The sequence below is a fragment of the Sphingobacterium sp. ML3W genome (assembly GCF_000747525.1).
Taxonomy (GTDB): Bacteria; Bacteroidota; Bacteroidia; order Sphingobacteriales; family Sphingobacteriaceae; genus Sphingobacterium.
On sequence record NZ_CP009278.1, the window covers coordinates 813,756 to 833,857 of the forward strand.

At 35.8% G+C, this 20,102-nt stretch carries 19 protein-coding genes; 12 read left to right on the plus strand and 7 right to left on the minus strand.

Translation table 11 applies throughout. The features are described from left to right. Window position 1: 1 nt before the first annotated feature. Window positions 2–3,415: an isoleucine--tRNA ligase gene (gene ileS, locus KO02_RS03710; protein WP_038695946.1), complete on the minus strand. Its 3,414-nt coding sequence runs from the start codon at window positions 3,413–3,415 to the stop codon at window positions 2–4. A 240-nt stretch (window positions 3,416–3,655) separates the two neighbouring features. Continuing rightward, window positions 3,656–4,009, minus strand: coding sequence for a HesB/IscA family protein (locus KO02_RS03715; RefSeq protein ID WP_038695948.1), 354 nt, complete (start codon window positions 4,007–4,009; stop codon window positions 3,656–3,658). A gap of 409 nt (window positions 4,010–4,418) precedes the next feature. Between KO02_RS03715 and glyA the strand changes: the two genes are divergently transcribed. Beyond that, a complete protein-coding gene (glyA, locus tag KO02_RS03720; protein WP_038695950.1) occupies window positions 4,419–5,690 on the plus strand; it encodes a serine hydroxymethyltransferase in 1,272 nt (423 codons plus the stop codon). A 243-nt stretch (window positions 5,691–5,933) separates the two neighbouring features. Beyond that, window positions 5,934–6,524 (plus strand): RNA polymerase sigma factor, encoded by a 591-nt coding sequence (locus KO02_RS03725; RefSeq protein WP_038695952.1) that lies wholly within the window; start codon window positions 5,934–5,936, stop codon window positions 6,522–6,524. 62 nt (window positions 6,525–6,586) lie between these two features. Here the strand turns inward: KO02_RS03725 and KO02_RS03730 are convergent, their stop codons facing one another. Beyond that, window positions 6,587–7,219, minus strand: coding sequence for a hypothetical protein (locus KO02_RS03730; RefSeq protein ID WP_038695954.1), 633 nt, complete (start codon window positions 7,217–7,219; stop codon window positions 6,587–6,589). A gap of 327 nt (window positions 7,220–7,546) precedes the next feature. Between KO02_RS03730 and KO02_RS03735 the strand changes: the two genes are divergently transcribed. From KO02_RS03735 to purE, 6 genes are all read left to right on the plus strand, one after another. After that, window positions 7,547–8,230, plus strand: coding sequence for a zinc metallopeptidase (locus KO02_RS03735; RefSeq protein ID WP_038695957.1), 684 nt, complete (start codon window positions 7,547–7,549; stop codon window positions 8,228–8,230). Window positions 8,231–8,384: 154 nt separating this feature from the next. After that, a complete protein-coding gene (gene ffh, locus KO02_RS03740) occupies window positions 8,385–9,722 on the plus strand; it encodes a signal recognition particle protein (protein WP_038695958.1) in 1,338 nt (445 codons plus the stop codon). A 237-nt stretch (window positions 9,723–9,959) separates the two neighbouring features. Beyond that, window positions 9,960–10,553, plus strand: coding sequence for an NADH-quinone oxidoreductase subunit A (locus tag KO02_RS03745; RefSeq protein WP_038695960.1), 594 nt, complete (start codon window positions 9,960–9,962; stop codon window positions 10,551–10,553). After that, window positions 10,550–11,053 (plus strand): NADH-quinone oxidoreductase subunit B, encoded by a 504-nt coding sequence (locus KO02_RS03750; RefSeq protein ID WP_021188837.1) that lies wholly within the window; start codon window positions 10,550–10,552, stop codon window positions 11,051–11,053. Before KO02_RS03745 ends, KO02_RS03750 begins: the two co-directional genes overlap by 4 nt. Window positions 11,054–11,078: 25 nt before the next feature. Continuing rightward, window positions 11,079–12,221 (plus strand): 5-(carboxyamino)imidazole ribonucleotide synthase, encoded by a 1,143-nt coding sequence (locus KO02_RS03755; protein ID WP_038695962.1) that lies wholly within the window; start codon window positions 11,079–11,081, stop codon window positions 12,219–12,221. Window positions 12,222–12,226: 5 nt separating this feature from the next. Beyond that, window positions 12,227–12,736 carry a 5-(carboxyamino)imidazole ribonucleotide mutase gene (gene purE, locus KO02_RS03760; protein WP_038695964.1) on the plus strand — a complete coding sequence of 170 codons (510 nt, stop codon included), beginning with the start codon at window positions 12,227–12,229 and terminating at the stop codon, window positions 12,734–12,736. A 52-nt stretch (window positions 12,737–12,788) separates the two neighbouring features. Here the strand turns inward: purE and KO02_RS03765 are convergent, their stop codons facing one another. The 4 genes from KO02_RS03765 to bshA all read right to left on the minus strand — a co-directional run bounded on the left by KO02_RS03765 (window position 12,789) and on the right by bshA (window position 16,411). Continuing rightward, the gene (locus KO02_RS03765) at window positions 12,789–13,769 is read right to left on the minus strand and encodes a sugar phosphate isomerase/epimerase family protein (protein WP_038695966.1); all 981 of its coding nucleotides are present in this window, start codon (window positions 13,767–13,769) and stop codon (window positions 12,789–12,791) included. Window positions 13,770–13,899: 130 nt separating this feature from the next. Then, complete coding sequence (gene frr, locus KO02_RS03770; RefSeq protein ID WP_038695968.1) at window positions 13,900–14,463, minus strand: ribosome recycling factor; 564 nt, start codon at window positions 14,461–14,463, stop codon at window positions 13,900–13,902. Window positions 14,464–14,492: 29 nt separating this feature from the next. Beyond that, window positions 14,493–15,197, minus strand: coding sequence for a UMP kinase (gene pyrH, locus KO02_RS03775; RefSeq protein ID WP_038695970.1), 705 nt, complete (start codon window positions 15,195–15,197; stop codon window positions 14,493–14,495). A gap of 77 nt (window positions 15,198–15,274) precedes the next feature. Next, complete coding sequence (gene bshA, locus KO02_RS03780; protein ID WP_038695972.1) at window positions 15,275–16,411, minus strand: N-acetyl-alpha-D-glucosaminyl L-malate synthase BshA; 1,137 nt, start codon at window positions 16,409–16,411, stop codon at window positions 15,275–15,277. Window positions 16,412–16,569: 158 nt separating this feature from the next. On the opposite strand from bshA, the gene KO02_RS03785 reads away from it, so the two are divergent. The 4 genes from KO02_RS03785 to KO02_RS03800 all read left to right on the plus strand — a co-directional run bounded on the left by KO02_RS03785 (window position 16,570) and on the right by KO02_RS03800 (window position 20,061). Then, on the plus strand, window positions 16,570–17,274 hold the full coding sequence (locus tag KO02_RS03785) for a DUF1003 domain-containing protein (protein WP_038702091.1): 705 nt from the start codon (window positions 16,570–16,572) through the stop codon (window positions 17,272–17,274). Beyond that, window positions 17,271–17,681, plus strand: a complete 411-nt coding sequence (gene arfB / locus KO02_RS03790; protein WP_038695974.1) for an alternative ribosome rescue aminoacyl-tRNA hydrolase ArfB — start codon at window positions 17,271–17,273, stop codon at window positions 17,679–17,681. The genes KO02_RS03785 and arfB overlap by 4 nt, the downstream gene beginning before the upstream one ends. Before the next feature lie 237 nt (window positions 17,682–17,918). Continuing rightward, complete coding sequence (locus tag KO02_RS03795) at window positions 17,919–18,293, plus strand: BlaI/MecI/CopY family transcriptional regulator (RefSeq protein WP_038695976.1); 375 nt, start codon at window positions 17,919–17,921, stop codon at window positions 18,291–18,293. Window positions 18,294–18,321: 28 nt separating this feature from the next. Beyond that, window positions 18,322–20,061, plus strand: a complete 1,740-nt coding sequence (locus KO02_RS03800) for an energy transducer TonB (RefSeq protein WP_038695978.1) — start codon at window positions 18,322–18,324, stop codon at window positions 20,059–20,061. The last annotated feature ends 41 nt before the right edge of the window (window positions 20,062–20,102 follow it).

The following is a 20,102-nucleotide window of genomic DNA, read 5'->3' on the forward strand; positions in this document are numbered from 1 at the left end:
TTTAAATTTTTTCGATTAAAACTTTCAATTCCTTTCCGTCGATATCAACCTTATCTCCGGTAGTTAGTGATTCTTCAAATCTCAACGAATCAGCTAGAATTTCGGTACAAATATAAGATAAATTTTTATTCGTGGCCTCCTCAATATCAGCATCTTTGCTGACTAAAACATGAATGCGGTCAGTAACCTCAAAACCTTTATCTTTTCTTAGGTTTTGGATACGGTTAACCAACTCTCTTGACAGTCCTTCTTGTTTCAATTCGTCAGAAATATGGATATCTAGCGCAACGGTTAATTTAGCTAAATTAGCGACCTGCCACCCAGCAACATCCTCTGCTATAATTTCTACATCAGTTAATTGGATCGTATAAGGCGTATCAGCTAATGTAATTTCGCCTTCGCTTTCCAATTTCGCAACCTCATCCATAGAAAGTGCATTGATCTTTGCAGACACTAACTTCATGTCTTTACCAACTTTCGAGCCAAGAGCTTTAAAATTTGGCTTTATTTTTTTCTTGATGATACCTGTAGTGTCCGTAATGAATTGAATATCTTTGATATTCGTTTCAGAAAGTATCAAATCTTTTACCTTTTCTACACGTTCTTGGAAGCTATTATCCAAGACCGGAAGTAAGATTTTATTTAATGGTTGGCGTACATTGATGCCTACTTTTTTACGCAGTGAAAGTGTTAGTGACGAAATATCTTGGGCCAATGACATGCGCTCTTCTAAATCCTTATCGACCAATTGTTCTTGGTAAATTGGGAAATTAGCTAAATGTACAGACTCAAAGATTTCTTTTCCTGTTGCGGTGTTTAAATCCAGGTACAACTGATCAGAGAAGAAAGGAGAGATTGGCGACATCAATTTAGCAACCGTGTCCAAGCAAGTAAATAAAGTCTGGTAAGCCGAGATTTTGTCTTCGGAGTATTCACCCTTCCAGAAACGACGACGACACAGACGAACGTACCAATTACTTAAATGTTCGTCGACAAAATTTTGAATCGCACGTGCAGCTTTCGTAGGTTCGAAGTCTGCATAAAAATCGTCAACCTCCTTAGTTAAACTATTCAATAGTGAGATTACCCAACGATCGATTTCCGGACGATTCTCTAACGCGATATCTGCTTCAGCATAGCTGAATTTATCAATATTAGCATATAGAGCAAAGAACGCATACGTATTATATAAGGTTCCGAAAAACTTACGTCGTACCTCATCCAATCCTTCTTCGTTAAATTTTAAGTTATCCCACGGTGAAGCATTACTAATCATGTACCAACGAGTTGCATCAGCGCTGTATTTATCTAACGTAGCAAATGGATCAATACCATTGCCAAGGCGTTTAGACATTTTATTGCCATTTTTGTCTAAAACCAAACCATTGGAAACTACATTCTTAAAAGCAACAGATTTCTGAAGCATCGTTGATATAGCATGCAATGTAAAGAACCAACCACGTGTCTGATCCACACCCTCAGCAATAAAATCCGCTGGAAATGCCTTGTTGTATCCCTCCTTAAACGGGAGCGCTTCCCCCTTAGCCAGTTTGTCATAATCCAAACCCCATTGCGCATAGGGCATGGCACCAGAATCAAACCAAACATCGATTAAATCAGGCTCGCGGAATAGTTTTTGACCAGCATCAGAAACGAAAACGATATCATCTACATAAGGACGGTGTAAATCTAGTTCCTTGGTGCCGAATTTATCTAAATATGATTTGTTTGTCTCTTTTTCTTTTTCGGATAAAACGTCTGAAACTAAGGAAGCTTCCAATAGAGCCTTTAATTCAGGCATAGAACCTACACAGATCTCTTCATTTTCATCTTCAGAACGCCAGATTGGAAGAGGAGTCCCCCAGTAGCGAGAACGAGACAAATTCCAGTCAACTAGATTTTCTAACCAGTTACCGAATCGTCCAGATCCAGTAGCTTCAGGCTTCCAGTTAATGGTTTTATTTAAAGCAACTAAATCATCCTTTACCGCTGTAGATTTGATAAACCAACTGTCCAATGGATAGTATAAAACAGGTTTATCTGTACGCCAGCAATGCGGGTAAGTATGCTCGTATTTTTTAACATCAAATGCTTTGTTATCTTCTTTTAGTTTGATAGCAATAAGCACATCTGTCGGACGAAAATCTTTATCGGCACGTTCAGCATCAGAATAATATTCCTCTTTAACGAAACGGCCAGCAAAGTCCGTTATTTCTTTAACAAAACGTCCTGTGCGATCAACAGTAGGAACATCTTTGCCATTTTCATCCTTAATCAAGATTCCTGGTACGCCCTGTTCTTTAGCTACTCTAAAGTCATCTGCACCATATGTTGGCGCAGCATGCACGATACCAGTACCATCTTCTGTTGTTACAAAATCACCAGGGATGACACGAAAAGCTTTTTCTTGCAGTTCATCCGAAGTAATATAAGGCATCAGTTGCTCATAACGTAAACCGATAAGCTCTTCACCTGTAAATGTTGCCGCTATTTCCCAAGGAATAACTTTATCACCTAATTTATAATCCTGAAATTCGGCTTCTTTACCTTCTGCCTTGAAATGTTTTGAAATCAGATCATTTGCCAATATTACGGAAACAGGAGCTCCTGTATATTGATTGAATGTTTTGATTTTGACATAGTTGATTTTTTTACCAACTATTAACGCTGTATTAGAAGGAAGTGTCCAAGGGGTTGTTGTCCATGCGATAAACGCAACGTCTTCGGCTTCATCTTCAACTAATGTCGCCATGATCGGGTGCAACTGATCTTTGACCAATCTGAATTGTGCAACGATAGTAGTATCCTTTACATCCTTGTAAGTGCCGGGCTGATTCAATTCATGAGAACTCAATCCCGTTCCTGCAGCAGGAGAATAAGGTTGTATGGTGTAACCTTTGTATAAAAGGCCTTTTTTATAAAATTCTTTCAACAAGTACCATAGTGTTTCAATGTACTCATTTTCATACGTGACATATGGGTTTTCCAAATCTACCCAATACCCCATTTTAGTCGTTAGATCATTCCATACATCTGTGTATTTCATTACTTCTGTACGACATGCATCGTTGTATGCTTTAACCGTTATCTTTTTTCCAATATCTTCTTTCGTAATTCCTAGTTTCTTCTCTACAGCAAGTTCAATTGGAAGACCGTGTGTATCCCAGCCTCCTTTACGTTTTACTTGAAAGCCCTTTAAGGTTTTATAGCGACAGAAGATGTCTTTGATTGTACGACCCATTACATGGTGAATACCAGGCATACCGTTGGCAGAAGGTGGTCCCTCGTAAAAAGTGTAGGGCTTATTTTCTGGGCGGTTTGTGATACTTTTTTCGAATATTTTCTCCTGTTCCCAACGGGTCAATATTTCTTTGCCTATTTCCGGCAAATTAAGTTGCTTATATTCTTTATACATCCGTGTCTCGTATTCTTTTACTAAAGGTCGCTAATTTAATGAATTAAGCTGAAAGCTGAAAGCTAAATAATGAACCCGCTATGAAGAGAACGCTTCCTCGTTCTTTTAGCTGCATCATAGCAGATATCTTCTTGATGGGGTAACGCTTATGAACGATTTACTTTCAACAATTCTTTGAAAATGAAAAAAGCCTAATATTATTAGAATATCAGGCTTTGTGTTTTTATTAAAATGGAATTCTTATGCGGAGAAAGAACTTCCACAACCACAGGTGCTCGCAGCATTTGGATTGTTGAAAGTAAAACCGCGTGCATCTAACCCATTTTTAAAATCGACTTCCATGCCTGCTAAATATAAGCCATGCGCTTTATTCATAAAAACTCGGATACCAGCGATTTCATATTCGCTATCGCCTTCTTTCTTTTGGTCGAATCCCAAAATATAGCTCATTCCAGAACAACCTCCACCTTCAACACCAATACGTAATCCAAAATCATCGGAAATCTCTTGTTGATCTTTTAGTTTATTTAGCTCCTTTATCGCTCCTTCAGTTAATGTTAATGGAGCTTTTTCTGTTATATTTTCTGTACTCATCGTGATATTATTTTAACCAGCTTAAACAAAATTACATATTTTAAACCGAAAATTGGAGCGCTTCTATTTTATGACATTGATTAAACAGAGTTCGCATTTACCCATGATTTAGATTATTTACAAGGTCATTTGTTATGCGCGAAATTAAAAACAGCATGAAGTTTTCGGATTATTGGAATAAATAGGTAGTTATTTAAGAATGAGGGGTTTTATATAATGAAATTACGACAAGCAACTCTAATGTGAATATTTTAAGGGTTAAGGTAGTAAAATTAGATAAATGATAATAATTATGTCTTTTTTGTGATATTTTGTAATAATAAAGGCTGTTTAGTGGAGTGTTTTTTAAGTATTATACTATATTTGTAGAATAAAATCACAATATTCATATTTTATATTACATTAAACAATGGAAAGAGATCAAGCCATTTTCAATTTGATATCTGATGAGCTTAAACGCCAAGAAGAAGGTATCGAATTAATTGCTTCAGAAAACTTCGTTTCAAAACAAGTTATGGAAGCTGCAGGTTCAGTTTTGACAAATAAATATGCTGAAGGCTTACCGGGAAAACGTTACTATGGTGGTTGCGAGGTAGTCGATCAAATAGAAACTACTGCTATTGATCGTGCTAAGCAATTATTTGGTGCAGAATGGGTAAATGTTCAACCTCACTCAGGAGCGCAAGCAAATGCTGCAGTTTTTTTAGCAACGATCAAACCGGGGGATAAAATTTTAGGCCTTGATTTATCACATGGTGGTCACCTGACGCATGGTTCTCCTGCGAATCTTTCAGGTAAAATTTACCAACCGTTGTTTTATGGTGTAAAAGAGGATACTGGTTTAATTGATTATGAACAATTAGAAGAAACTGCTCTTCGTGAAAAGCCTAAGATGATTATCTGTGGTGCATCAGCATATTCTCGTGATTGGGATTATGCACGTATCCGTAAGGTAGCTGATGAAATTGGTGCTTTAGTATTAGCAGATATCTCACATCCTGCAGGTCTTATTGCAAGAGGGTTATTAAACGATCCACTTCCACATTGTCATATCGTAACTACAACCACACATAAAACACTTCGTGGACCTCGTGGTGGTATGATCATGGTAGGGAAAGACTTCGAGAATACTTGGGGAGTGAAAACACCTAAAGGAGAAACACGTACCATTACACAATTATTGGATTTAGCAGTATTTCCTGGTACACAAGGTGGACCATTGGAACATACAATCGCTGCTAAAGCAATCGCCTATGGTGAAGCTCTTACAGACGAATACATGGAGTATATCATTCAGGTGAAGAAAAATGCGGCTGCATTAGCTCAATTCTTCGTTGAAAGAGATTACAAAATTATATCAGGAGGTACAGACAACCATTTAATGTTGGTAGACTTACGCAACAAAGATATCTCTGGTAAAGCAGCAGAAGCGGTATTAGGAAAAGCTGGAATCACAACTAACAAAAATATGGTTCCTTTTGATTCTCGTTCTCCATTTGTAACTTCAGGTGTACGTTTTGGTACAGCAGCAATTACAACTCGTGGTATTAAAGAAACAGAGATCGTTCAAATCGGTGAATTGATTGATGCAGCTATTGTTAATTCAGCGAATGACGCAGAGCTTGCTAAAATACAAGTAAAAGTAAAAGAGATGATGGCAGCTTTCCCTCTTTATAAATAAGAGCGACTGTAACATGTCAATAACTATGAAGTGCCTCTGATGTAAATCGAGGCACTTTTTTTGTGCAAAATGTTAAAAAGTCTTAAATAACATTGTAATAATTTGATTACTCGATAATTTTCTCTTGTTTTGAGTATACAAACAGGATCATATCATTAAATTAAAATACTATACGGGATACATTTACTTTTTTTATACAGGTGTTAATAAATTAATTTGGTAACTGCTAAAAATAGGTGAGGTATGAGTATTTTAAATAAGAAAACGGATCAAGAATTAATCCACATATATTTAGATGGTAAAGAAACAGCGTTAGCAGCTTTGTTAGAACGTTATAGATCTAAAATATATACTTCCATTTATATGAAAGTAAAAGATGAATATCTTGCAGAAGATATTTTTCAAGAGACTTTTATAAAAGTAATCAATACGCTAAAAGGGGGCAAATATAATGATGAGGGTAAATTTTTACCTTGGGTCATGCGTATAGCGCATAATATGATTATTGATCATTTTAGAAAAGAGAAAAGAGCACCAAATATTGTCAATACAGACGGCTTTGATATTTTCGATGTACTTGACTTTAGTGATGAAAATGTCGAATCCAAGATGTTGAAAGAACAGCGTGATATTGATTTGAAAAAAATGATTCAAAAACTTCCTGATGACCAAAAAGAAGTGTTAATTATGAGACATTTTTGTGATATGAGTTTTAAAGATATTGCTGAAATTACAGAGGTGAGTATCAATACTGCATTAGGTCGCATGCGCTATGCTTTGGCCAATCTGAGAAAAATGATTGAAGGACAAAGTCTCATGTTGCAGATAAATTAATAAATATAAATAGTATAGAAAAGGGGAAGAGTCAAACGGTTCTTCCCCTTTTTTATACTAAACTATTTTCTAGTATTGGTCTTGAGTTGTAGTCCTTCATAATTTGAAGACATTATTCCAACTAGTCCAAAAACTGTTTCTCCTTTTTTTATGGTTCTACCAATTAGGTTGTTTTCGACCAAATTTGTTCTAAACTTTTTGTTTGCAGCACTTGCAACAGCAAGATTTCCAAATGCAATACCTGGCCCGATAGCGAGACCAACTGGAATACTTGTTTTGTCTGTAGTATATCCGTTTTCAGTTTTTGTAATATTAAGCTGTAAAATGGATAAGGGTAGATACCATAAGTAAGTTGCAGGCCTTTGTTTAAGTGCATTAAACGCTTGGTCAATATTTAATATATCTACCTCACTGCCATTTGCATAACATAAGTGTAGATTTTGACCGAAAATCAAATCTCTATCAGATTCGTTTTGGATTTTTAGTGATACTATTTTAATGTTTTTTTTAGTTTCTTCCTTTTTGTACTTTCCAGATAAAAGATCATAGTTGTACCCTAAAATTACTTCTTTATCAGATTGATCAGATTTGTAATATAGCTGCTCAGGAGTAATAGAATGGAATTTAGAGGCGCACGAGGATAATAATAAGACTACAACAGCTGTTAATAAAGCTGAAATTTTACTTTGATTCATTTTTTGTTTTAACTTGGTTTAATAAATTGTTTACGTTGGCGCAAATATAATCATGTATTTTTTATTCCACTCAGAAGAAATATTCTTTTCTATAAAATAGTGGATATTTGTATTTATTTAAATTAAGCTTGATGATTAATCTAAATTATACTGTCAATTTTGAAATATGTAAGGTAAAATAGATGTAATAATGTCATATTTTTAATTCGCTTGGTCATCATTTTCATATTTAAGAATGATTTTGGTATTTTAGCAAGTGAAATTTTGTCTACTTTGATAAGATGGAATGTATTTTGATTAGGTAATTATTAAAACAAGGAAAATATTATGTATTGGATTTTATTTATAGGGATCATGGTTGTCAGCCTGGTCGTACAAACCCGATTTAAAAATAAGTTTAAAAAATATTCTGAAATTCCGTTAACAAGTGGACTGACGGGAGCAGATATTGCACAAAAAATGCTGAATGATAATGGTATTTATGATGTTAAAGTCGTATCCATTCCAGATCGCTTAGGAGATCACTATAATCCAGCTGATAAAACAGTAAATTTAAGTCCCGAAGTATATAGTGGACGCAGTATTGCTGCTGCAGCTGTTTCAGCACACGAATGTGGACACGCAGTTCAGCATGCAACAGCTTACAAATGGCTAGGGTTTAGATCTGCTATGGTACCAATGGTTAGTTTTGCATCAAAATTAACGTCTTGGGTATTGATGTTAGGTGTTATGTTGATGATTTTCTCCCAAAATTATATTGTATTGGCGGTAGGAGTAGCAGCATTGGCGATTACGACAATCTTTAGTTTCGTAACATTGCCTGTAGAGTTTGATGCATCTAACCGTGCGAAAGCCTGGTTGAGCAACAATGGCGTAACATATAGTTCATCAGAAGATGAGGGAGTGAAAGATGCATTGAAATGGGCTGCTATGACTTATGTAGTTGCGGCATTAAGTGCTTTGGTAACTTTATTATATTATGCTTCTATGTTATTCGGAAGAAGAGATTAATCATTTTAATTATACTTAAAGCATAGAAAAGCGAATATCTTTAAAAATGTTCGCTTTTTTCATGCTTTAATGCTTGGAATTGAAATCTATATGCTTCAGCTTCCGACAATTTTTTTAACTTTGCTTTTTATAATAGCATAGACTTACAATTATCATGTTTCAGAACTTACAGGATAAATTAGATAGAGCCTTTAAGGTTTTAAAAGGCCAAGGTAGTATTACCGAGATCAACGTTGCAGAAACGATGAAAGAAATTCGTAAGGCATTATTAGATGCCGATGTGAATTATAAAACTGCAAAAGTATTTACGGATGATGTTAAACAAAAAGCCCTAGGGGAAAATGTACTAACAAGTATTTCTCCAGGTCAATTGTTGACAAAAATCATGAATGATGAGTTGACAGCGTTGATGGGTGGTTCTGTTACAGAATTAGAAACTTCAAAAAACCCAACTGTTATCCTTATCGCTGGATTGAATGGTGCTGGTAAAACGACATTTGCAGGAAAGTTAGCATTACATTTAAAAGATAAAAAAGGCAAAAAACCTTTATTGGTGGCAGGTGACGTTTATCGTCCAGCAGCTATTGACCAATTGGAAATATTGGCCGAACAAGTAGGCGTTCCTGTATATGTGGATCGTAATTCCACAGATCCTATTGCTATTGCAAGAGCAGGGGTAGAAGAGGCAAAAAGAAATGGGCATAATGTGGTCATTATTGATACTGCAGGTCGCTTAGCAATCGATGAACCATTGATGGTGGAGATCACGGCTGTAAAAGAAGCTACTCAACCACATGAAATTCTTTTTGTTGTCGATTCAATGACAGGTCAAGATGCGGTGAATACAGCGAAGACATTCAACGATCGATTGGATTTTACGGGTGTTGTATTGACAAAATTAGACGGCGATACCCGTGGTGGTGCTGCATTGTCTATTAAATCTGTTGTCAATAAACCAATCAAATTTATTGGTACTGGCGAGAAGATGGATGCATTGGATGTGTTTTATCCAGATCGTATGGCCTCTCGTATCTTGGGTATGGGTGACGTTGTTTCTTTGGTAGAACGTGCGCAACATCAGTTTGATGAAAAACAAGCGGCTGAACTACAAAAGAAAATTCGTAAAAATAAATTCGACTTCAACGATTTTAAATCGCAGATCCAGCAAATCAAAAAAATGGGTAACATGAAAGATTTGATGGGGATGATTCCTGGAGTTGGTAAAGCAATGAAAGATATTGAAGTTGATGATAATGCTTTTAAACCAATCGAAGCAATTATTGATTCGATGACTCCTTTTGAAAGAGAAAATCCTGATGCAATCGATCAGAAACGTCGTATCCGCATCGCAAAAGGATCAGGTACTGATATTAATGAAGTAAATAAGCTGATGAAACAATTTGGAGATATGCGTAAAGTCATGAAACAAATGTCAAATCCAGCAATGGCGGCTAAGCTAATGAAAAACATGCCTAAAATGCCAGGAAGATAAGAGAGAGTGTATTTCTTATATTATAAAAATACCCTAAAAATATCTTATTTTTAGGGTATTTTTATAATATAATAGGCTGCCGCCTCTGCAAGATGAATGATATCGCATCAAAGTTAGGGCATAGTTATATTGAAATATTTGATTAGGCCTCATTATCGATTTATATTTCGTATTTATTTTTTGTATTTTAGACTTAGTTCTGATTGTAATAGATTTATTTTTTAACTTTGTAACACAATGGATGACCCCGGGCAATTATCGGAATACGGAAAGATACTTATCATAATTTTGGTAGGGATATTTTTAGTTGCGATGACCATTATGGCAGGTAGAATACTGTCTGTAAAAAAACCAACTCCCCAAAAATTAAGTACTTATGAATGTGGTGAAGATGCAGTCGGTTCTTCTTGGGTTCAATTTAATCCAAGATTTTATGTGATTGCACTTATTTTCTTGCTATTTGATGTTGAATTAATTTTTATTTTTCCTTGGGCCACTGTTTTTGGACAAGTAGAATATATCGCTGCAGACGGAAGATGGGGCTGGTTTACACTAATTGAAATGGCACTTTTTGTGGGTGTCCTAATTTTAGGGTTGATATTTGTGTGGGTAAAAGGCGATCTCGAGTGGGTGAAGCCCATTCATCAACGACCAGTAGTAGATGTTAATATTCCAAACGCTGCTTACCATGCCATTAATCAAGCAACCTATCCCTTGAGGGATTATAAAGAAACATTTCATAAAGACTATAGCGCTAAGGTCGAGCATGAAACAGTTACTTCAAAAATCGCCTTTAAACCCAGATTCAAAAAACCAGGAGCATCATCATGAGTTTAGAAAGCCAAATACAAAATAATGGTGTGATTGTCGCTAAATTAGACGATTTACTAAATTGGGCAAGATTGTCATCTATGTGGCCTATCAGTTTTGGTATCGCTTGTTGCGCAATCGAGATGATGGGAGCTATGGCTGCCAATTATGATTTGGATCGTTTAGGTGTTTTTCCGCGCCCTTCTCCAAGACAATCAGATGTGATGATTATAGCAGGTACGGTAACCTTTAAAATGGCAGATCGTATCCGTAAACTATATGAGCAGATGCCCGAACCGAAGTATGTGATCTCGATGGGCTCATGTTCCAATTGTGGAGGACCCTATTGGCAGCACGGCTATCATGTAGTAAAAGGAGTCGATCGTGTAATACCTGTAGATGTGTATGTACAAGGATGTCCCCCAAGACCTGAAGCACTGATTGGTGCATTTTTAGAATTACAAAAGAAAATTGAAAAAGAAAGTTTGTTGGGAGAACAGTTGTTTAACCAAAAGGCTTAAATAGAATAGAAATAGAAAAATAGACATGGGAAAAGATTTTTATGGTGATTTGCAATTAGGTATTCTTGGCGGTGGTCAATTAGGCCGGATGTTGATTCAAGAGGCCATTAATTACAACGTTAATGTTCATATTCTTGATCCAGATAAGAATGCACCTTGCCGTAAATTATGCAATCGTTTTGAATGTGGCTCTTTGAGCGATTTTGAAACCGTATACAATTTTGGAAAAGATCTTGATATGATAACGATCGAGATTGAAAAAGTGAATGTAGATGCGTTGGAAAAATTGGAAGAAGAAGGAGTGCTTGTCTATCCACAATCTCGTATCATTCGTTTGATACAAGATAAAGGACTACAGAAACAGTTTTTTAAACAAAATGATATACCAACTTCAGCATTTCAGCTCATCTCCACAAAAGAGCACCTTAACAATGCCAATTTAACCATTCCTTATATTCAGAAATTACGTAAAGATGGTTACGATGGTAAGGGCGTAAAGAAAATAAATGCAATAGCTGATTTAGAGACCGCATTTAATGAACCCTCTTTGATAGAAGAATGGGTTGATTTTGAAAAAGAGATTGCTGTTATCGTAGCTCGAAATGATGATGGTGATGTAGCTACTTTCCCAATGGTGGAAATGGAATTCAATCCTGAAGCTAACTTAGTTGAGTTTTTGATAGCACCTTCTACTTATGGATTCGATATCCAACAGAGAGCTGAAGAACTAGCCAAGAAGATTGCGAATGATCTACAGATTGTTGGATTATTGGCTGTTGAAATGTTTTTAACGAACGATGGAGATATTTTGGTCAATGAAATTGCTCCTCGCACACATAATAGTGGACATCAAACCATCGAAGGTAACTACGTTTCACAGTTTGCACAACATTTGAGAGCTATTTTTAATCTACCTCTTGGAGACACCCGTTGTCGGTCAAATGCAGTAATGATCAATCTTTTGGGAGAGGAAGGATATGAAGGATTGGCAAAATATGAAGGTGTTGAAGAGATTTTGGCTATGGAAGGCGTATATGTCCATTTATATGGAAAGAAATTTACAAAACCTTACCGTAAAATGGGCCATGTGTGTATTATAAATGATGATCGTGAATTGGCCATCAGTAATGCAAGAAAAGTACAAGAAATTTTGAAAGTAAAAGCTTAATATATATGTCAACAGTGAACCAAGCCTTAGTTGGAATTATTATGGGAAGTAAGTCAGACTTACCTGTAATGCAAGATGCAGTGGATGTATTGAAAACATTAGGAGTCCCTTTTGAGGTCACTATTGTTTCAGCACATCGTACTCCACAGCGCATGTTTGATTATGCACAAGATGCTGCGGAGAGAGGTTTGAAAGTGATCATTGCTGGAGCAGGTGGCGCAGCACATCTACCAGGCATGGTCGCGTCGATTACACATTTACCTGTTATCGGTGTTCCGGTCAAATCATCGAATTCAATAGATGGCTGGGACTCTGTTCTGTCTATCTTGCAGATGCCAAATGGTATACCAGTAGCTACCGTTGCATTGAATGCTGCTAAAAATGCAGGTATCCTTGCTGCACAGATTCTTGGGACCCAAGATAAGGAAATCGAGAAGAACGTTATTGCTTTTAAAGCTGAATTAGCGGCAAAAGTGATTGAGACAGCTGAAGAAGTAGAGAAAATGACTTTTTAGTACAGCTAGCTATAATATAAAAAAAAAGGGCATGTAGCCCTTTTTTTTTATATTATATTTTTGCTAAATGTTGCTCAACGTAATCGTAGCTTTTCTTTAAGCTCTCAAATTTGTTTGGAAGGTAAATATCATCCTGTTCTACAAATGCATATTTTAAACCAGCTTTCGCTTTCGCTTGTGCAATTGCGATAAAGTCGATGTGACCACTCCCTACCTCCGTATATCTTACTTCCTTAGCGATTCCGCCAAAGTCCAGCTTGTCATACTCAGGTCCGACAATAGTTTTGGTAAACGCTTTATCCATATCCTTAATATGCCATAACTTGAATCGGTCTGGAAATTTTTCGAATAAGCTTACCGGGTTAATTCCAGCTTTTTCTGCCCAATATAAGTCGAGTTCAAAATCTACTAAATCGGGTTCTGTAAAAGCTAATAGGACTTCCTCACCTCGAGTACCATTTCCTAAATCTCTAAATTCCCAAAAATGGTTATGGAAGGCTACTTTCAATCCATGGCTTTTAGCTTGCTCTCCAGCTTTATTTAATTGTTCTGCTATATATAGAAAGTCATCTTTTTTCAACGATGAAATGTCAAACATAGGCGACACTGGTGCGATAACGTATTCTTGACCTAGTTCTTTTGCAGCATCAAAATAAATGTTTAAATCTTCCTTATCTTGGTGGTTACGGCTGAAATATTTTGACATATCATAGTGACCACTGTGTGATTTTAAACCATTATCATCCAATACTTTTTTTAGACTTTTATAATCGAGACCCCAAAAAGATTTAGCGACAGGGTCGATTCCGTATGTTTCTACGTGCTTATAACCAATTTTAGAAACCTCTTGTAATGATGCTGTCGGATTTGCAGCCATGAGATCACGAATGGAATAGAGTTGGACACCAATATTTGCAAATGGTGAATCAAGAACTTTTGTATTATTTTCGCAAGACACGAAATGTGGTAAAAAATACGCTGCAGAAAGCCCAAGACCAGCTTTTTTGATAAATTGACGGCGTGAATTATTCATACTGTTTAATTTGATTTAAATTTAGTTTTAAGATCAAGTTACGACTAATTTTAAATAAAACTATTATCACAAATAAAAAATGGGGATGTATATGATACATCCCCATTCTAATATTCTTAAAATAAGAAAATTATACCGTCATGATATCTTTTTCTTTTAATTCAGCTAATTTATCAACTTTTGCAATAAATAAATCTGTCAATTTTTGAACTTCAGCTTCACCAACTTTAATTTCGTCTTCAGAAGCTCCATCGTTTTTCAATTTTTTAATTGACTCATTTGTCTCTTTGCGGATATTACGAACGACAACACGACCTTTTTCAGTTTCTTCTTTAGCTTTCTTCACTAAGTCACGTCTTCTTTCTTCTGTCAAAGCAGGGATAACCATACGGATGACAATACCATCGTTTTGAGGGTTGACACCTAAATTCGCATCTGTAATTGCTTTTTCAATTGCAGATATTAGTTGCTTTTCCCATGGTTGGATAACAATCGTACGTGCGTCAGTTGTATTAATATTACTAACTTGAGACAATGCAGTTGGAGATCCATAATAATCAACTGAAATACCATCTAACATAGAAGGAGAAGCTTTCCCAGCACGTATTTTAGTTAATTCTGATTCTAAAAAAGAAACAGCTTTGGACATATTCTCCTTACAATCGTCCAATTCAAGTGAAATTAATTCATTCATATCTTAATATCGTTTTTATCTTTTTATGATTAGCGTACGACAGTACCTACTGGCTCTCCGTTAGCTAATTTTAGCAAATTACCTGGTTTATTCATATCAAATACGATAATCGGTAAATTGTTTTCTTGACATAGCGTAAATGCAGTCATATCCATTACATTTAAACCTTTTTCATAAACTTCAGTAAATGAAATTTCGTCAAAACGTGTTGCTGTAGGATCTTTTTCCGGATCAGCAGTATAGATACCATCCACACGAGTACCTTTTAATACTGCGTCTGCATTGATTTCGATAGCACGGAGTGAAGCCGCAGTATCGGTCGTGAAGTAAGGGTTACCAGTTCCTGCACCAAAGATAACAATACGTCCTTTTTCTAAGTGACGCACGGCTCTTCTTCGAATAAATGGTTCACAGATCTGTTCCATCTTAATAGCTGTCAACAATCGAGTTTTCAAACCTACTTTTTCAAGACCATCTTGTAATGCCATACTGTTGATAACAGTGGCCAACATACCCATATAATCCGCTTGTACACGGTCCATACCTGACTGTTCTGCACTTAAACCTCTATAGATATTACCTCCACCAATAACAATAGCAATTTCTAAACCTTGAGTATGTAACTCTTTGATATCTTTCGCATATTGGGCAACTCTCTTGATATCAATGCCATAGCTTTGATCACCCATTAAGGATTCGCCGCTAAGTTTTAATAGGATACGTTTGTATTTCATAATTGTTTTTTTGGAAATTCTCCAAAGGCCAAAGATAAAATTTTTTTTTCATCCGATGAGGACGAATGTTACATTTATTAAGAATTTTTAACTTTTTCTATCACATTTCTATAGTATTCCTCATATTGAGGCATAATATTGCTCAATTGAAATGTCTTTGCACGTGCTAATGCAGCATCTTTAAACTTTTCTAAGCGTTCTTCATCTTCCAAAATATAAATGGCGTTTTTGGCCATATCAGCGACATCACCGATATCACTTAAAAATCCAGTTTCACCGTTCACATTTAATTCAGGTAGGCCTCCTGTATTTGTAGATACAACAGGTACTTTACAAGCCATTGCCTCTAAGGCAGCAAGTCCAAAACTTTCGGAGCTTGAAGGCATCAAGAATAGATCCGAAACGGATAAAATCTCTTCAACTGCATCTTGTTTACCTAAGAATCGTACATCTTGACAGACACCTAAGTCACGGCATAATTCTTCCGCATTTGTACGTTCTGGACCATCGCCAACCATCAATAGCTTGCTTGGTATATGTTCGTTCACTTTCTGGAAGATACGGATGACATCGCCTGTATTCTTTACTTTTCTAAAGTTTGAAGTATGGATAAGTATACGCTCATTTCCGGGTGCAATAGCTCTTTTGAAGTGCGAGCGATCTTTTATGCTGAATCGTTCCAAGTCGATGAAATTTGGAATGACTTCAATATCTCGTTTAATATCAAAGAAAGTAAGGGTCTGGTCTTTCAAGCTTTGTGATACGGTCGTTACTCCGTCAGATTGATTGATGGAGAAGGTAACAACTGGGCTGAAACTTTTATCTTTACCTACCAAAGTAATATCTGTACCATGTAAGGTGGTCACGACCGGAATATTAATACCATAGGTCAATAATATCTGTTTAGCCATAAAGGCTGCAGAAGCATGAGGAATAGCATAATGAACATGAATGACATCCAGTTTTTCAAAACGAACCACATCGACCAGTTTACTTGCTAGAGCAGACTCATAAGGCAAAAAGTCAAAAAGCGGGTATTGTGATACGGCAACTTCGTGATAAAATAGATTTTCCGAAAAAAAGTCCAAACGAGCAGGTTGACGATAGGTAATAAAGTGCACTTGGTGTCCGTGCGTTGCCAATGCCTTTCCAAGTTCTGTAGCTACGACGCCACTACCGCCAAATGTTGGATAACATACAATCCCTATTTTCATAATGCTTATTTATTTACTGCAAATTAAAGATTATTTTGGAAAACAGCCAATCACACGAATGCAATAATTTCTGAAGCTATAGATTTATGCTCAGGGAAGGTAATTGGGGCATTATTCACGGAAAAAAATTATCTTGTAGCATATTAAGTAAGCTTATTATGAAGACTTTTGTTAGTAATATATCAGGAAAGACCTTCCCGGTAACAAGTAAGGTGAGGGGAGCAACATTGCGAACTTCGATTTTTGATCTCGTAAAGGAAGATTTTCCAGAGTTTTCTAAAGATTCGCTTATAGCTTCCAGCGAATTGGATGGCTACAAAGAAAAATATATTTCTACTATTTTAAAAAATGAGTTAGGTGAACTGAATCGTTTGGATGAATTAGTTTTACAAAGCCTAAGCAATAATCAGGTTATTACAGCTTCTATTGATCAAGAAATCAAAGCCGAAACATTTGGTGGAAAAGTTGCGGATAAAGTTGCAGCTTTTGGGGGGAGTTGGACTTTTATATTATCCTTTCTAGGATTTTTAGTATGCTGGATTATATTAAATATATACTGGTTGAGCGATAAAGGCTTTGATCCATATCCTTTTATTTTGCTCAATTTGTTATTATCATGTATAGCTGCCCTCCAGGCGCCAGTAATCATGATGAGCCAAAATAGACAAGAAGAAAAAGACCGTCAACGGGCACAAAATGATTATATGGTCAATCTTAAAGCCGAATTAGAAATACGGACTTTACACGAAAAAATAGATCATTTATTGATTCATAAAGAACAAGAATTGATAGAAATGCAACAATATCAATTGGAAATAATAAAAGATCTTATTGAAAAGATAGATAAACTGGAAAAGAAATGAGCATAGTAGATAAAGAAGAATTATTAAAAGAGTTAACATTTAAATTTACACGTTCAGGTGGGGCAGGAGGTCAGCATGTGAATAAGGTATCGTCTAAAGTGCTTTTACAATGGCCAGTATTAGCTAGTGGGTGTTTGGATGAAGAAGAAAAGCTGTTGATCATGGAGACATGGAGTAACCGTATTAATAAAGATGCAGTATTTCAATTAGAATGCGATACCGATCGTTCACAATTGAAAAATAAGGAAATAGCAATCGCACGATTTTTAAATATCATTACAACAACACTAATACCTACTAAAAGACGGAAGAAAACAAAAATTCCTTATGGGAAAGTACTTAATCGTTTGGATCGTAAGGCTAAACAATCGGAAAAGAAAAATAACCGTAGGTGGAGTATGGATTGAGCAAAATTATTTCTAGTGCTCCATTAGATTTTCTGGGAAATAAAATAATCCCAGAGCGAATACCTACTGTAATGAAAAGCGAATAATGATGACAATTTAATCTAAACCTTAAAATTATACGATTGATTATCAGTTAATTGTGTCAAGAACTAAAAACTTAGTTTGATAACTAAGTTTTTAGTTCTATCTTGTTGTATAATCGATTATAGGCAGACGTGCCGTATTAATAGAAGTGTTATGAACGAAATTAAAGAACTTACAAAAGCTGAAGAGCAAATTATGCAGGAGTTATGGGAAATGGAAGGTGCCTTTGTAAAAGAAGTGATTGACCGTTTACCAGAACCAAAACCAGCTTATAATACAGTCTCCACAATAGTGCGCATTTTGGAAACCAAGGGTTTCTTGGTGCACGAGTCTTTTGGAAAAAGCCACCGCTATATCCCTAAGATTACGAAAGAGGAGTATAAAAAACTAATTACAGGGAAACTATTACATAATTATTTTGATAATTCAGCTTCGAGTATGATGTCTTATTTTTTGGAAGAAAATAAATTGGATCTCAATGACGTGAATGACTTATTAGAATTGATTGCGAAACAAAAGAAAACTTAGTGTATTTCAAAACCTAAAAACTCATATTATGATGGCTTACCTAATTTTAGCGAATATAAGTTTAATTGTATTTTATTTCATTTATCATGTTTTCTTAAGGAAGCTGACATTTTTTCAAGGAAATAGAATCTACTTATTAAGTGCTGTGATATTGTCTTATACTGTACCAGCAGTACAATTTATGGATCTATCTAGACTGGATTATAGGACGAAGTTGTTACCAGCCATTTCGTTAGAATTCGCAGATTTGAGATTACCTGAAATCGAGATTGTAGGCAAGCACCCATTAGGATATTTGGATTGGAATTTTGAAATACTCTATACAATTTCCATTCTGGGAATGATCGTATTTTTATTGATAAGATTGTTTAAACTATATCGACGATTTCATGAAATAGATGGGAATGCATCATTTTCCTTTTTAAATTTTATTTACCTCGGTGAAGCAGCAAAATCAAATGCAATCATTCATCGACATGAAATGGTCCATGTGCAACAAGGACATTCATATGATATCTTATTGTTGGAATTTGTGCGTGTTTTTAATTGGTTCAACCCTGTACTCTTTTTTTATATCAAAGAATTAAAATTTCAGCATGAATGTATTGCTGATGAACTTTGTGCTGCAGAAGATAAAACATCTTATGCAGAATTATTAATTGCAAATGCGCTTCGGGTGTCAACTGATATGTTATCACATCAGTTTGCCAGCGAGTCCATTTTAAAAAAGAGAATTATGATGTTATTTCAAAATAAATCAAAAAAATCCAGTCAATGGAAATATATGCTCATGGTTCCATTCGTTGGTATCATAGCATTAGTAGGATTGGTATTGAATAATACCGTCGATGCTAAAACAGAAATCATCAATACGGTGAACGATGTACGTTTGCCCGTGGTATCCAATGTTGTTAGTTCGCTTATAGAGCTACAGAGTGACCATACACAACAAGAAAATATTGTTGTCAATCCTGAAGTTAAGGCAGAGCCTGCAGGGGGTATGAATGCTTTTATGAAGTATGTAGGCCAAAATTTTAAGTATTCTGAAGAAATGATTAAAAATGGCATTAACGGCACTATTGAAGTTCAGTTTATGATCGATAAGGATGGTACTGTTTCACGTGTTAAAGCGAAAAATGATTTAGGTTATGGTTCCGCAAAAGCAGCAGAGCAAGTGATAAAAGATGGTAAAAAGTGGAGACCAGCAGTTCATCATGGTAAAGCAGTCCGGTCTTCATATTTGATACCGATAAAGTTTGAAGCAGGTCGTTATCCAGAGCCAACGGTGACAAAAATAGACCAAAATAAGCAAGAGAGTAGCAAGCCAGCTCAAGGAACAGCTGACAAAAAAGACAATCAAAATTTCAAGGCAAAACAAGATGCTGATTTCTCCAATAATGAAAAAGAGGTGAAATTCCCTGAACCAAAAAACTCGCAAGAAGATGTCACATTATTCTCGGCAGTAGAAGTAAAGCCTTCTCCACCTAATGGCATGAATGAATTTATGAAGTATGTAGGAGAGAATTATGAATATCCTGAAGAGGCATTAAAAAATGGAATCAATGGGGTTATCGAGTTGAGCTTTATTGTTGAAAAAGATGGGAGTCTGAGCAACTTGAAGATTAAGAAAGACTTAAAATATGGGGCTGGTCAAGCAGCTTTCAATTTGTTGAAAAATTATCCAGAGAAATGGAAGCCAGCAATTCAAAATGGTCAAAATGTACGCGTAGCATACACGTTGCCTATACGTTTAAGTATATCGAAGTAAAATAAAAAGCTCCAGTTGATGGAGCTTTTATTCGCATCATT